The sequence below is a fragment of the Stenotrophomonas sp. 21LCFQ19 genome (assembly GCF_056861425.1).
This window is the reverse complement of the sequence record NZ_JBSPUF010000004.1, coordinates 267,495-280,024: the sequence shown is the minus strand read 5'-3', so window position 1 is coordinate 280,024 and position 12,530 is coordinate 267,495. Positions and strand designations below refer to the sequence as shown.

Genomic DNA, 12,530 nt, shown 5'->3' with positions numbered 1-12,530 from the left:
ACGGTTCGCGCTGATCGGAGGTGGCCACGGATGGAATCACCCGTGGCCACCCAGCTTCGGCGCGTCGCTTACCAGTCGTACTGCAGCTGCAGGCGGGCGTAGCGCGGCGTGGTAGTTGTAGAAGTCGGTGATCGTGCCTGCCGAGTTGTACGAGTACCTGGTCTCATATACCTGCACCGGTTTGATCGAGTTGAAGGCATTGAGTACCGAGAGCTGCATGCTCAGGCCTTGGGCCCACTTCGGTTTGTAGACCACGTTGGGGCTGACGTTGAGCGTCCACGGCGTGCGGCCGGAACCGCCCAGCCTGGAGATGTCGTCTTCGGCCACATTGCAGGTGTGGAATACGCCGGCGTAGCCGTACTCGGTACCGAAAGTGCCCATGCCGCCGCCGAGGCAGCTGATCGGTGCGCCCGACTGCACCTGGATGTTGGCACCTACCTGCCACTCGTCGTTGAAGTGGTAGCCGCCGTAAAGCTTGAAGGTATGGCGATGGTCGTTGAACAGATAGCCATCGGTGCCGTACATGATCTCGGCGAAATCGAAATCCGAGGTGGTACCGGTATCGCTCTGGCCATTGGTGCTCTTCACCAGACCTTCGTAGTTCCCGCTGAGCTTTGCCCAGGTGTAGTTGAAGCTGGCATACCACTTGTCAGTGTGTTTTTCCGCAGCGAGGGTAAATGCCTTGTAGTAGCGCTTGGCCTCCGGGCCCAGCTTGTCGGCAGCAACGGTGAGGGTTTCAGCGCTGCCGTTGTCGTCCACATCCAAGCTCAGGGTCAGGACAGCACGGAGCGCGAGCCATTGGAGAACTCGTCGCTACCTGCGACAGCGCCGGGGGCTAGCAGGGTGATGGCTTCAGCGCCGCGGCCAAGCGGCAGCACGGCCAACTGCTCTGAGGTTATCACCGACTTGGAGACCGTGTTGCTGACGTCGATCTAGGGCATGCTGGCAGCGGTAGCCGTCACCGCATTCAGGGTAGTTGCACCTTCGTCCCGAGAGGAAATTTCGGCGCCTGCGCCAAAGCGCAGCAGCACATTCTCACGCTTGTCGAGGGCCTGGCCATCACGTTCCAGGCTGATCGAGTGCTTGCCGATGTGTGCGAGCCAGGCGACCAAGAGGCGTCGTTAAGAAGCTGCGCTGTGCACGCTGCATCCAACGAGCGAGTGGGCAGCCCGTCGAGGACGATTCTTCAAAGGCAGGAGGCCTGAATTGCACGAATGCAATCGATTGCCGGACTTCTGTTTGATAAAAAAGAAGCCCGGCTAGATGCCGGGCTTCTTCCTTTCTGTCCGTTACGACTTAGTAGTCGTATCGGATGCTGAAGCGCATGCTGCGCGGTGCGGAATAGCTGATCACGCGGCCGGTCAGCTGGTAGGGAACGCCGATGCCACCGTTTTCGCCGTACTCAACGATGTTCTGCGCCACTCTGCGGTTCAATACATTGAAGATATCAAAGCTGAACTGCAGCTTGTTGCCTGCCACAAAGCTGGGAGCGTAGTTGACGCCAACGTCCATGCGGGTAGTCCAAGGCATGGTGCCTCGGGACCCACGCGGGGACGCTTCGCCATTGCAGAACCAATAGTACGGGCCGTTGTACAGCACGTTCTCGGTTGCGAAATCATCGTTCGCGTTCACACCGTTATAAATGCCGGTGCAGTTCTTCGGTCGTCCTGAGTACGCTACGAATGTGCCAGAGAAGCGCCATTCATCGTTCAGCTGGTAGTAGCCGAATGCCTTGAACTGGTGGCGGCGATCATTCGGAAGATTGCCGTAACCGCCTTCCGTCTGTTCCACGTGATCCCACGACTGAGTCTGAGCAGCCTGCGCGACGTCCTGACCAATATCGGAATTGGTCATGCCCTCGCCGTTGCCATAGTTGTGAGACCAGGTGTAGTCCAGCTTGTAGTACCAGTCATCAGCAAACGGATGTTCGATGAACAGGTCAACCGAATGATACTTGCGCACCATCTTCGGGAAACCGCCATTGAACTTGGCGTTATGCGGATTGCCTGCGTCGTCATAAAGCACCCAGGTGTTGGTTACACCAGGGTTGCCCATACGGCAGCCGCTGGTGTTGTTCGTCCAGAGACGAGCAGCCTCGGTGTCCATTCCGTCGAAGTCGACATCGCCGGCTTTGTTTCCAGCCGAATCGAAGACATTGTCATACCCGTTAGCTACGCCCCAAGCAATTGCACCACGGGGATCGCAGATGTCGTCGATCATGCTTCCGAGTTCACGGTAGACATAGCGCATTCCGCCGAACAGCTTGTTGCTGATCTGCTTCTCAAAGCCGAGTACGAGTTCGTCCTGGAAATACGGCTTCAAATCGCTTGCTGCCACCGCATTTGGATTCGGTGACTGACCATACTCGGAGTTGGAGGAATACGGACCATTGGGACTGATCAAGCTGGTGTTCAGTGGCAAGCCAGTGTTTGGATCAATGCCGGTATATGAGAAGTACTCGTTGGTAAAGGTCGAACCCGAGGCGCCGCGCTGAGCAACGGTGTTGGGCACGGTTAGGTGATACCGGCCGACGTTACCAAAGACCTTCAGGCTGGAATCGCCGAACACGTCCCACGTGACACCTATACGGGGTGCCCACTGGTCCTTTCCGTCGAGGTAGGCAATGCCATCACCGTTGAAGTTGGTGAAGTTCTCATTGCGCACACCCAGCGAGAGCAGAACCTTGTCAGAAACCTGCCAACGATCTTCCAGGTAATAGGCGTACTGTTCGGTCTTGAATTGGCCACCGTTGTTGTAGACGACCTTTGAAACATACCGGCCATTGGCTGGGATGATCATGCCGCCACCGCCCTGCAAGGCCGTATCGGCCGCGCCGTAGCCGTAATTCCAGTAATAACCAGCGTTACCTGCGGTCACGGTGCCTTCGCGTGACTCGGAGTTCTGTTCGTCATAACCGAAGCGCAGGGAATGGTCACCCACTGTCCAGATCAAGTCGAGGCGGCCACCATCAGTCTCATCGAATGCATCTGGATAGGCCAACTGGGTCAGTGAGCCGAAGCTGAGAGCGTTGCCGCCTGCAAACGGAGTGCCGCGCACTGGAACGATCCCTGCATCGTATCCCCACGGCGTACGGGTGTGTTCCTGTTTCTGCTTGCCGTAGAGCGCGGTCAGCGTCAGGTTCTCTGTGAGGTACCCGGTGTACTTGCCGATGTACAGTTCACCGCCATCCTTGTAGTCACCGCCACCCATCCTGACCTTACCGCGTTGGAAAGGAGCGTTTGACTCCCCGGTCGCAGCATTGTTGGAGTTTGCGACGGCCTGCGTGTAAGCGTAAGGGTAAAGGTATTCAGTGCGCTTGGAGACATCGGATACAGCCGTCAGTTCGAGGGTCTGGTTGTCCGTAATGTTCCAGTCAATCTTGGCGAGCCATCGTGGCACGTCGTACTCAAATTCACCATAGTTGGTGGTGGAGCCAGCACGTGCACCGTACGTTTCGACACTGCGGTCCTGGAACTCGCCGCTGGCGTAGAAGAACAGTCGGTCCTTGACGATCGGACCACTGACGTAGGCGCCGTAGCTGACCGACTCGTCCTTGTAATCATGCAGGTTCTGATAGAGCTGGCCGTCCAGCGCCAGCCCGACCTTGGGTACATAGATGTTGCGCCGATGGTCTGCGTTCGGGTTCCAGATTGCTTGGCCACCGAAACGCCAATCGTTGCTGCCGCGCTTGGTCACCATGTTGATCACGCCACCGGTGGCGCGGCCGAACTCTGCGCCGTAGCCCGAAGTCAGGACCTGCATCTGATCAAGACCATTGAATGGCAGGGTGGTTGAGCCCAGGCCTGTGAGCGGATTGGTGACCGCGTAGCCATTGATGTAATAGGCGTTTTCCGTGACCGAAGCACCGCCGAAGGATGCGACACCGTTGTACCGAGAATCGCCAGCCACAACGCCTGGTGCCAACAGCGCAACTGCATTGATCGAGCGCCCGATGGGCATCTTCTCGATCTGTTCGGAGGTGAAAACCGAGCGGATGTCGGTCGAACTCACGTCGATCGAGGGGCTATTGCTTCCCGTCACGGTTATCGAATCGAGGGTGGTTGCATCACCACCTGATGCGCCGAACGAAACCTGGCTAGCGCTGCCCAGGTTGACGGCAACATCATCGCGCGTGGCGATGGTTCTGCCATCTTTTTTCAACTCGACTTTGTAGCTTCCGAGTGCCAGCGACGGTGCTTGATAGCGGCCATTGGCATCTGCGGTGACAGTGCGCGATTGGCCAGTACCGGAGTTGTAGATGACGATGGTGGTGCCCGGCTCGGCGTTGCCGAAGATGGAACCGGTAGCGTTGGACTGAGCGTGTGCCGCACCTGCGATGCAAAGACTGAGCGCTGTGCAGAGCACTGCGCGCTTCAACGTCATGTGGTTGGTCATACCTTCTCTCTCAGGAATGTTAGTCGCCGGTGCTGCTACTGGATCGAGCTAAACACCAGGTGAACGAACTTTAGCGGCGAAAAGGCTGAAAATTAACAAATGGTGAACATTTTTCTTTTAAAATTTTTTAATGCTCTTTGTTTTCAATGGCTTGTAGGTTTGCACTGTTAGGACTTTTTTCGTCAAACAGTAACCTTTGTTATCAAAATGCGATGAGATTGGTACGGGCATGGGGCTTGTGGGGAGAGCTTCGCTAAGTGACGTAGCCCGGCTCCACAGAATGGTCCTTCATCCCACAGCAGTGGAGCCGTACCTTTTCCTGCTCCAGGTCATCCACCGCACGCACCTCGATGCTGCCGTACGCTGCCCACGGGAATTGCCGCGCGATGCGCATGGCTTCATCGGCGTCAGCTGCTTCGATCAGGTTGAAGCCGGCCAGGATTTCGCGGGTCTCCGCGAACGGGCCATCGATGATCCGTGACTGGCCCTGGCGGCTGCGCAGGGTCTGTGCGCCGCCAGGTGGCTGCAGGCGTTGTGACATCAACAGTGTGCCCTGCGCCTGCAGGGCATCGGCATGCTGCAGGCAGCCGCGCATCAGCGCGTCGTAGTCATCGGCAGGCACGGTCTGCAGCAGTTGCGGGTCGATGTAGATCAACAGCATGAACTTCATGGTCCAGCCTCAGGCGCAGGGGTTGCACATGATGTCGCATCGCGCCTGCTGCGTTGCCGCATGAATTCATTCATAAAAAGATGGCGGGACCATGTCGAGGTTGCCAGCCGTGCTTCGTCGTACCTGATGTGTAGCGGGCATGCCGCCTGCAACGGAGCACGGCGATGAAAGTGATGGTGCTGGTGAAAGCGACCCCCGAGACCGAGGCCGGGGTGATGCCAACGCAGGCGGAGATTGCCGCGATGGGAGCCTTCAATGAGGAGCTGGTGAAGGCCGGAATCATGCTGGCTGGCGAGGGCTTGAAGCCCACGTCACAGGCGGCGCGGGTGCGTTTCGCCGCAGAGGGCCGCAGCGTGATTGATGGTCCGTTCGCTGAAACCCGCGAGCTCGTTGCCGGCTTCTGGCTGTGGCAGGTGCGCTCGCTGGACGAGGCGGTGGAGTGGCTCAAGCGGGCCCCGTTCACCCCGACCAACGGCAGTGCGGTGGAAGTGGAGATCCGCCCGTTCTTCGAAGCTGAAGATTTCGGCGCGGCCTTCACCCCGGAATTGCAGGCACAGGAGCAGCGTTTACGCGAGCAGATCGAGCGCAACAACTGAACCCAACCCCGAGCAGCAGGAGCAGGACGATGAAATTGATTCCGTTTTTGGGCTTCAACGGCCAGACCCACGAGGCGATGGCGTTTTACGCCAAGGCGCTGGGCGGCACGGTGGTGTCGGAGATGAAGTACGGTGACATGCCGCCGAGTCCGGACATGGACGCCGAAGGCTGCGGCGGTTTCATGCCGCAACCGGAGCAGATCGCGCATTGCCAGGTCGAAGCCGGCGGCGCGACGCTGATGGCTGCCGATGGTCCGCAAGGTGATGGTGGCAGTGCCACCACCATCAATGTCGACGTCGACAGCATCGAGGAAGCCGAGCGTGTGTTCGCGGCCCTGTCCGAAGGTGGGCAGGTGCAGATGGCCTTGGCCGAAACCTTCTGGGCGCACCGCTGGGGCATGTTGCTGGACCGCTACGGAAAGCCGTGGATGGTCAACTGCATGAAGCCGATGCCGGCGGAGGGCTGAGCATGGGCAACCCGCAGATGATCTTCGTCAATCTTCCAGTGCGTGACCTGCAAGCCTCCAGGGCTTTCTTCGGCGCACTGGGTTACAGCTTCAACCCGCAGTTCAGCGATGACAACGCGGCCTGCATGGTGATCAGCGACAGCATCTTCGTGATGCTGCTGGTGGAGCCGTTCTTCCAGACCTTCACCAGCAAACCGCTGGTTGATGCGCGCAAGCAGACCGAGGTGATCACCTGCTTGTCGGCGGTCAGCCGGCCAGCGGTGGATGAGCTGGTGGACAAGGCCCTGGCCGCCGGTGGCAGCGAGCCGATGCCGGCGCGTGATTACGGCTTCATGTACCAGCGCGGCTTCGCCGACCTCGATGGCCACCTGTGGGAAATAGCCCATATGGATGGCGAACCGGGCCAATAACCAGGAGACGATCATGGCTTACGTGGATGGATATGTGTTGCCGGTACCCAGCGCGAAGATCGATGATTACAAACGCATCGCGCGCAAGGCCGGGAAAGTATGGAAGGAGCACGGCGCCTTGGCGTATGTCGAAGCGGTGGCCGAGGACGTGAAGCCGGGCAAGCGCACCTCATTCCCGCAGGCGGTGAAGCTGAAGGAAGACGAGGTGGTGGTGTTCGCCTACGTGGTGTTCCGCTCGCGCGCGCACCGCGACAAGGTCAATGCCAAGGCGATGGCCGATCCACGATTGGCCGGCATGGGACCGAAGGACATGCCCTTCGATGGCAAGCGCATGTTCTGGGGCGGGTTCAAGCCGTTCGTGCAGTTGTGAGCTTCTGCTCCCTTTCGCGTAGCGAAGGGGAGGCTCTGCTCCCTCCCTTGCGCCGAAGGCGGAGGGGAGGGCTGGGGAGGGGTTGGCTTTTGTTTTGCCGCTGTGATGGAAGTCTCCTTGATCGTATGCATCACCAGCTTCGCGGCTGACGCCGCTCCTACAACACCGCACTCCGCACTTGCGGCAGTCGAACCGCGATGCTCTGATCGCGCCCTATGAGCGATCCACAACTGCAACGACTGCTCGACACCCTTTGGCGCATGGAGTCGCCACGCTTGGTAGCGCGCCTGGCGCGCATGCTGGGTGACCTCGACAGCGCCGAGGAACTTGCCCAGGACGCGCTGGTTGCGGCCTTGGAGCATTGGCCCAGGCAGGGGATTCCGGAAAATCCCGCCGCCTGGCTGATGGCCACCGCGCAGCGGCGGGCCATTGACCGGCTGCGACAACGGCGCCTGCATGCGCAGCGGCAGACGCAGATCATCGACGAACTGCAGGACTACAGCATGGGCGCGGACCAGTCCGACCATCTGGACGACATCGGTGATGACCTGCTGCGGCTGGTGTTCGTCGCCTGCCATCCCGAACTGCCTGCCGATGCGCGGGTCGCGCTGACCCTGCGCCTGCTGTGTGGCTTGAGCACCACCGAGATCGCCCGTGCTTACCTGGTTCCCGAGCCCACCATCGCCCAGCGCATCGTCCGCGCCAAGCGATTGCTGGCCGAGCGCAAGGTGGCGTTCGAAGTGCCGCGCCTGCAGGAGCTGTCCGCCCGCCTGCAGTCGGTGCTGGACGTGGTCTATCTGGTGTTCAACGAGGGCTACGCGGCCAGCAGCGGCGAGGACTGGGTGCGGCCGGCGCTATGCGAAGAGGCGCTGCGGCTGTGTCGGGTGCTGGCCGGATTGATGCCCAACACGGTGCCGGTGCTTGGTCTGCTGGCCTTGATGGAGCTTCAGGCCTCGCGCCTGCGTGCACGGACCGCCGCCGATGGTTCGGCCGTATTGCTGCTGGAGCAGGACCGCAGCCGTTGGGATTGGCTGCAGATCGCGCGCGGGCAGGCGGCGTTGGATCAGGCAACGAAACTGGGCGGTGCCGATGACGCCTATGTATTGCAGGCGGGCATCGCCGCCTGTCATGCACGCGCAAGGCTGGCCGAGCAGACCGATTGGCAGACCATCGCCGTGTTGTATGCGCGCCTGGCCGAGGTGATGCCCTCACCCGTGGTTGAGCTCAACCGGGTGGTGGCGGTGGCGCAGGCCCAAGGTGCGTTGCCGGCCTGGAGCTTGCTGCAAGCGTTGATCGATGATCCGCAGCTGCAAGGCTACGCGCCGTTGCAGGCTGTGCGCGGTGACCTGCTGGCGCGGCTCGGGCGTGCCGATGAGGCGCGCCAGGCGTTCGAACAGGCCGCGGCGCTGAGCAGCAATGCGCGCGAGCGCGAGGCGCTGCTGAGCCGTGCGGCAACCCTGCACTAAGACACTGCACATCGGCGCGCTGGGCTGGCTACACTCCAAAAGTTGCCTTACCACTGGAGTACAGCGTGAAACGAGTCGTAATCAGCCTGTTGGCGATGTCGGTATCCACAGCCCTGATGGCTGCCCCGCCCAAGTTTGATGGCGCGCGCATCTCGGCCGATGTCCGCGAGCTCGCCTCCGACGCCTATGAAGGCCGCTCCCCGGCCACCGCTGGCGAAGAAAAGACCATCGCCTTCCTGAGCAGGCAGTTCGCTGCTGCCGGTATGCAGCCGGGCGGTGACCTGCAGGACGGCAAGCGCCTGTGGACCCAGGCGGTGCCGCTGCTGAAGGGTGACATCGTCGGCAAGCCGGTGCTGTCGCTGAGCAGCCAGGGCAAGCCACAGACGCTGACCCAGGGCCAGGAGATCGCCGTGCGCGCGGCCATGAACGGCGCCAGCGCAGTGGATATCAGCAATGCACCGCTGGTGTTCCTCGGCTATGGCGTCAAGGCGCCGGAGCGCAACTGGGACGACTTCAAGGGCGTGGACCTGAAGGGCAAGATCGCCGTGGTGCTGATCAACGACCCGGATTTTGAATCCGGTGCCGGTGACTTCGACGGCAAGGGCATGACCTATTACGGCCGCTGGACCTACAAGTACGAGGAAGGTGCGCGCCAGGGCGCCGCCGGCGTGCTGATCGTCCACGAAACCGCCCCCGCCTCCTATGGCTGGGCGACGGTGGCCGGTTCCAATACCAACACCATGTTCGACGTGGTCCGGCAGAACCCGGCCGAGGCGCACCCGGCGCTGGAAGGCTGGATCCAGCGCGACCTAGCGGTGGACCTGTTCAAGCGCGCCGGGCTGGATTTCGAGACGCTGAAGAAGCAGGCGCAGTCGCGTGATTTCCGGCCGGTGGAGCTGAAGGGCGAAACCTTCTCGGCCAGCTACCAGGTCAAGAACGAGGTCATCACCTCGCACAATGTGGTCGCGCGCCTGGAAGGCAGCACCTATCCGGATGAAACCGTCATCTACTCCGGGCACTGGGACCACATTGGCGTCGGTGAGCCGGATGCGCGTGGCGACCGCATCTTCAACGGCGCGATGGACAACGCCTCCGGCACCGCTGCACTGGTCGAGCTGGCGCGTGGTTTCGCCACCCAGCCCAGACCGCAGCGCTCGGTGCTGTTCCTGGCCGTGACAGCGGAAGAAAAGGGCCTGCTGGGGTCGGAGTACTACGCCAGCAACCCGCTGTATCCGCTGGCCAAGACGGTTGCGGTGATCAACATGGACGGCATGTCGCCGTACAGCCCGTCGCGTGACTTCGGCATCTACGGCACCGCCAAGGTCGAACTGCTGGACCAGCTCAAGGACGTGGCCAAGGGCTGGGACATCCGCTACACCCCGGACACCAAACCGGAAGCCGGCCTGTTCTTCCGCTCCGATCACTTCCCGTTCGCCAAGCGCGGCGTGCCGGCCTTGTCGTATGGCGCGGGACAGGACTGGATCGACGGTGGCGTCGCCGCCGGCAAGAAGGCCTCCGACGAGTACACCGCCAAGCGCTACCACCAGCAGGGTGACGAATGGCAGGCCGACTGGACCTTCGCCGGTGCAGCGCGTGACCTGGAAGTGCTCTATACCTTGGGCGAGAAGCTGGCCAACTCGCGTGACTGGCCGAACTGGAGCCCGGAAGAGAGTTTCCGCGCGACACGTGATGCGAGTGCGGCAGAGCGCAAGTAAGGTTTGAAGGCTTTGAAGGCTTTGAAGGCTTTGAAGGCTTTGAAGGCTTTGAAGGCTTTGAAGGTTTTGAAGGTTTTGAAGGTTTTGAAGCCCCTCTCCCGCGTGCGGGAGAGGGGTTGGGGTGAGGGCAGCTTCTGCGCAGCGCGCAGCGCTGCCGTGCCTTCAGGCGTTACCGGTGAAGCCCTGCCGAGCATGGCTCGGCACTACAAGCCCCTCTCCCGCTTGCGGGAGGGGGGTTGGGGTGAGGGCAGCTTCTGCGCAGCGCGCAGCGCTGTCGTGCCTTCAGACGTTACCGATGAAGCCCCTGCCGAGCATGGCTCGGCACTACAAGCCCCTCTCCCTGCGGGAGAGGGGTTGGGGTGAGGGTCGGGGACCCATAAATACATACAGCCCCCAAGAATCCGGTCACCGCACCATCAAGGAAGACCCATGACAAACACCAGCGCCTGCCGCGCAATCCTGTGCCTGGTTGGCATCACCTCCTCGTTGTGGGCCTCTGCCGCGCCTTTACCGGCAAACTGGCAGATGTTGCCGACCGCGCAGCAGGCGCCAGAGAAAGGCTTGCCGTCAGCCCTGCAGGCACCCTTGCTGGCCAAACAGCAACGCCCGTTGGACAGGGTGGAACTGCTGGTAGCGTTGCCGTTCGAGCAGGTGCTGCCGGTGGTGCAGGCCAGCCTGGCACCGCTGGGCAAATTCAATGCACCGGTACAGCGCACCCGCGTGGCCTACATGGATCACGGCTGGGGCAATGTGCTGATCGCGCGCCGCCCGGAATTGAAGGCCGAGTTCATCCGCCGCTACCGCATGCCTGCATTGCAGACGGCGGTGGAGCAGGGCGCGCTGCTCGCCGAGGAACTGCCGCTGCGTGAGCAGCGTCTGCAGCGTGACCCCACGGTCGATGCGATGAGCGACAAGCTGGCCGAACTGCAGGGCAGCTTCGCCAGCTGGCAGGCCAGTGCCGAGCAGAAACACGGCGTACTCAGCCGTGCCAAAAGCACGGTCGAAGTGCGGGTGATGCAGGTCGACGAAGCGCTGGGAAAACCGGCAACGGCAATCAGCTTGAGCCGAACCGACGACTGGCCAAACCCGAATGGTGGCATCGTCGACCAGCTGCGCGAGTTCAACGTGATGGGCGGTGGACCCTCGCCACGTTTGAGCCGCCGCCGAGTGCCGGAGGCGGTGTTCACGCCGGTGTACGACGCCGTGCGCGCGCTGCCCGGTGCAGCCCTGCAGATCGGCGTCGGCGCCAGTGATTGGCAGCTGCCGGCGCAGGCAGATATTCGCATCGTCGAACCGACCTTGACGGCGCCGGGCGGCAACAAGGACGCGACCGCAGCGCAACGCCTGCTGCCCTTCGGCAGTGGCGACTACTACGACATGCGGCCGCTGGCCGACGGCAGCGTACTCCTGCTCAGCAGCTATCCCGATGCCTTGTGGCGCTGGGCGCCGGGCATGGGCGAGAAGCCGCAGCGTCTGTGGCAAGCCAGCGCGGATGCCGGCCGCGCTGGCCTGAGCGTGGACCCGCAGGGCCGCACTGCCTGGCTGGCGGTACAGCAGCAGATCGTGGAGTACAGCCTGGACCAGCAACGTGCGCTGGCGCATCCGCTGCGCTGGGCAGCCGGTGTGCGTCAACCGATCAGCGGCGGCTGGAAGTGGACGCATGACACGCAAGGCCGGCCGGTGCCGTACGACCATGCCCTGGACGGCGGTGGGGCACTTCGCGATGTGCTGCGCGTGCTTGAGCCGCAGGCGACGCCATCGGCCGATGGTGAGCCGTGGATCTATGCGCAGCGTTTCGATGCGCCACGGCAAGGCGTGGTTGGTGGCTATCCGGGCAACTCGCTGGTCAAGCCAGTGCGCTGGGACAGGCCGGGGCAGGGTTTCTGGATCGAGGACCCGGCAGGCTTGACCGAGTTGGATGGCACGACCGGGCGGGTCAGTCGCGTGCTGACCCTGTCACGCCGCTTCGGCAAGGTCGATGGCAATGACGACACCGGCATGGCGCAGTGGGTGCCAGCGCCACTGGGCTCGGCCAAGGGCGGTTGGGTTGCGGTCGGCTTCGTGCTGATGGAAGGCAACCGCCGCGATCCGGGCATGCATGTGGTGGATCTGGCCAGCGGCAAGTTGCGCTATTCGTTGGCGTTGCCGGGGCTGAACGCATTGAATGCGGCAACGGCCTCGGCCGATGGACGTCTGCTGGCTTTGGGCGGCAATGATGGCGGCACCCCGGTGCTGGCGGTGTGGAATCTTGAGTCGGGGCAGTCGCTGTCATTGAATGCCAGCCGCTCCGCCTGCTGGGACCTGCGCCAGCTGCATTGGGCGCCGCAGGGTGACGCGCTGATCGGCCTGTGTGGCGATGGCGTGTCGCGGTGGGTGCTGCCGGCAGAGTGGAGATCCAGGTAGTGCCGAGCCATGCTCGGCAGAGGCCTCACCGGTAGTGC

10 protein-coding genes and 1 pseudogene are annotated in these 12,530 nt (G+C 62.0%); 7 read left to right on the top strand and 4 right to left on the bottom strand.

The annotated features are described in order from the left end of the window. Positions 1-36: 36 nt before the first annotated feature. The 4 genes and pseudogenes from AC13FW_RS06890 to AC13FW_RS06875 all read right to left on the bottom strand — a co-directional run bounded on the left by AC13FW_RS06890 (position 37) and on the right by AC13FW_RS06875 (position 5,065). Positions 37-759: a hypothetical protein gene (locus tag AC13FW_RS06890; protein ID WP_482988616.1), complete on the bottom strand. Its 723-nt coding sequence runs from the start codon at positions 757-759 to the stop codon at positions 37-39. 17 nt (positions 760-776) lie between these two features. Next, a pseudogene (locus tag AC13FW_RS06885) lies at positions 777-1,091 on the bottom strand (Oar protein); the annotation flags it as partial. Positions 1,092-1,296: 205 nt separating this feature from the next. Then, positions 1,297-4,395, bottom strand: a complete 3,099-nt coding sequence (locus AC13FW_RS06880; RefSeq protein WP_282268476.1) for a TonB-dependent receptor — start codon at positions 4,393-4,395, stop codon at positions 1,297-1,299. 253 nt (positions 4,396-4,648) lie between these two features. Then, complete coding sequence (locus AC13FW_RS06875; RefSeq protein WP_482988615.1) at positions 4,649-5,065, bottom strand: YciI family protein; 417 nt, start codon at positions 5,063-5,065, stop codon at positions 4,649-4,651. A 164-nt stretch (positions 5,066-5,229) separates the two neighbouring features. On the opposite strand from AC13FW_RS06875, the gene AC13FW_RS06870 reads away from it, so the two are divergent. The 7 genes from AC13FW_RS06870 (at position 5,230) to AC13FW_RS06840 (ending at position 12,492) form a co-directional block, all read left to right on the top strand. Continuing rightward, positions 5,230-5,661: a YciI family protein gene (locus AC13FW_RS06870; protein WP_481509603.1), complete on the top strand. Its 432-nt coding sequence runs from the start codon at positions 5,230-5,232 to the stop codon at positions 5,659-5,661. Positions 5,662-5,690: 29 nt separating this feature from the next. Beyond that, the gene (locus tag AC13FW_RS06865) at positions 5,691-6,128 is read left to right on the top strand and encodes a VOC family protein (RefSeq protein ID WP_482988614.1); all 438 of its coding nucleotides are present in this window, start codon (positions 5,691-5,693) and stop codon (positions 6,126-6,128) included. Beyond that, positions 6,125-6,538: a VOC family protein gene (locus tag AC13FW_RS06860; RefSeq protein ID WP_482988643.1), complete on the top strand. Its 414-nt coding sequence runs from the start codon at positions 6,125-6,127 to the stop codon at positions 6,536-6,538. Before AC13FW_RS06865 ends, AC13FW_RS06860 begins: the two co-directional genes overlap by 4 nt. A 13-nt stretch (positions 6,539-6,551) precedes the next feature. Next, positions 6,552-6,908, top strand: a complete 357-nt coding sequence (locus tag AC13FW_RS06855) for a DUF1428 domain-containing protein (protein WP_282268480.1) — start codon at positions 6,552-6,554, stop codon at positions 6,906-6,908. 215 nt (positions 6,909-7,123) lie between these two features. Then, the gene (locus tag AC13FW_RS06850) at positions 7,124-8,374 is read left to right on the top strand and encodes an RNA polymerase sigma factor (RefSeq protein ID WP_482988613.1); all 1,251 of its coding nucleotides are present in this window, start codon (positions 7,124-7,126) and stop codon (positions 8,372-8,374) included. Positions 8,375-8,439: 65 nt separating this feature from the next. Next, on the top strand, positions 8,440-10,089 hold the full coding sequence (locus tag AC13FW_RS06845) for a M28 family metallopeptidase (protein WP_482988612.1): 1,650 nt from the start codon (positions 8,440-8,442) through the stop codon (positions 10,087-10,089). Positions 10,090-10,518: 429 nt separating this feature from the next. Next, positions 10,519-12,492 (top strand): hypothetical protein, encoded by a 1,974-nt coding sequence (locus tag AC13FW_RS06840; RefSeq protein WP_482988611.1) that lies wholly within the window; start codon positions 10,519-10,521, stop codon positions 12,490-12,492. Positions 12,493-12,530 lie beyond the last annotated feature (38 nt).

What these genes read in the sequence shown, in the direction of transcription:
- AC13FW_RS06880 (WP_282268476.1), bottom strand. Translation starts at nt 4,395, where the DNA reads ATGACCAACCACATGACGTTGAAGCGCGCAGTGCTCTGCACAGCGCTC.
- AC13FW_RS06875 (WP_482988615.1), bottom strand. Translation starts at nt 5,065, where the DNA reads ATGAAGTTCATGCTGTTGATCTACATCGACCCGCAACTGCTGCAGACC.
- AC13FW_RS06870 (WP_481509603.1), top strand. Translation starts at nt 5,230, where the DNA reads ATGAAAGTGATGGTGCTGGTGAAAGCGACCCCCGAGACCGAGGCCGGG.
- AC13FW_RS06865 (WP_482988614.1), top strand. Translation starts at nt 5,691, where the DNA reads ATGAAATTGATTCCGTTTTTGGGCTTCAACGGCCAGACCCACGAGGCG.
- AC13FW_RS06855 (WP_282268480.1), top strand. Translation starts at nt 6,552, where the DNA reads ATGGCTTACGTGGATGGATATGTGTTGCCGGTACCCAGCGCGAAGATC.
- AC13FW_RS06850 (WP_482988613.1), top strand. Translation starts at nt 7,124, where the DNA reads ATGAGCGATCCACAACTGCAACGACTGCTCGACACCCTTTGGCGCATG.
- AC13FW_RS06840 (WP_482988611.1), top strand. Translation starts at nt 10,519, where the DNA reads ATGACAAACACCAGCGCCTGCCGCGCAATCCTGTGCCTGGTTGGCATC.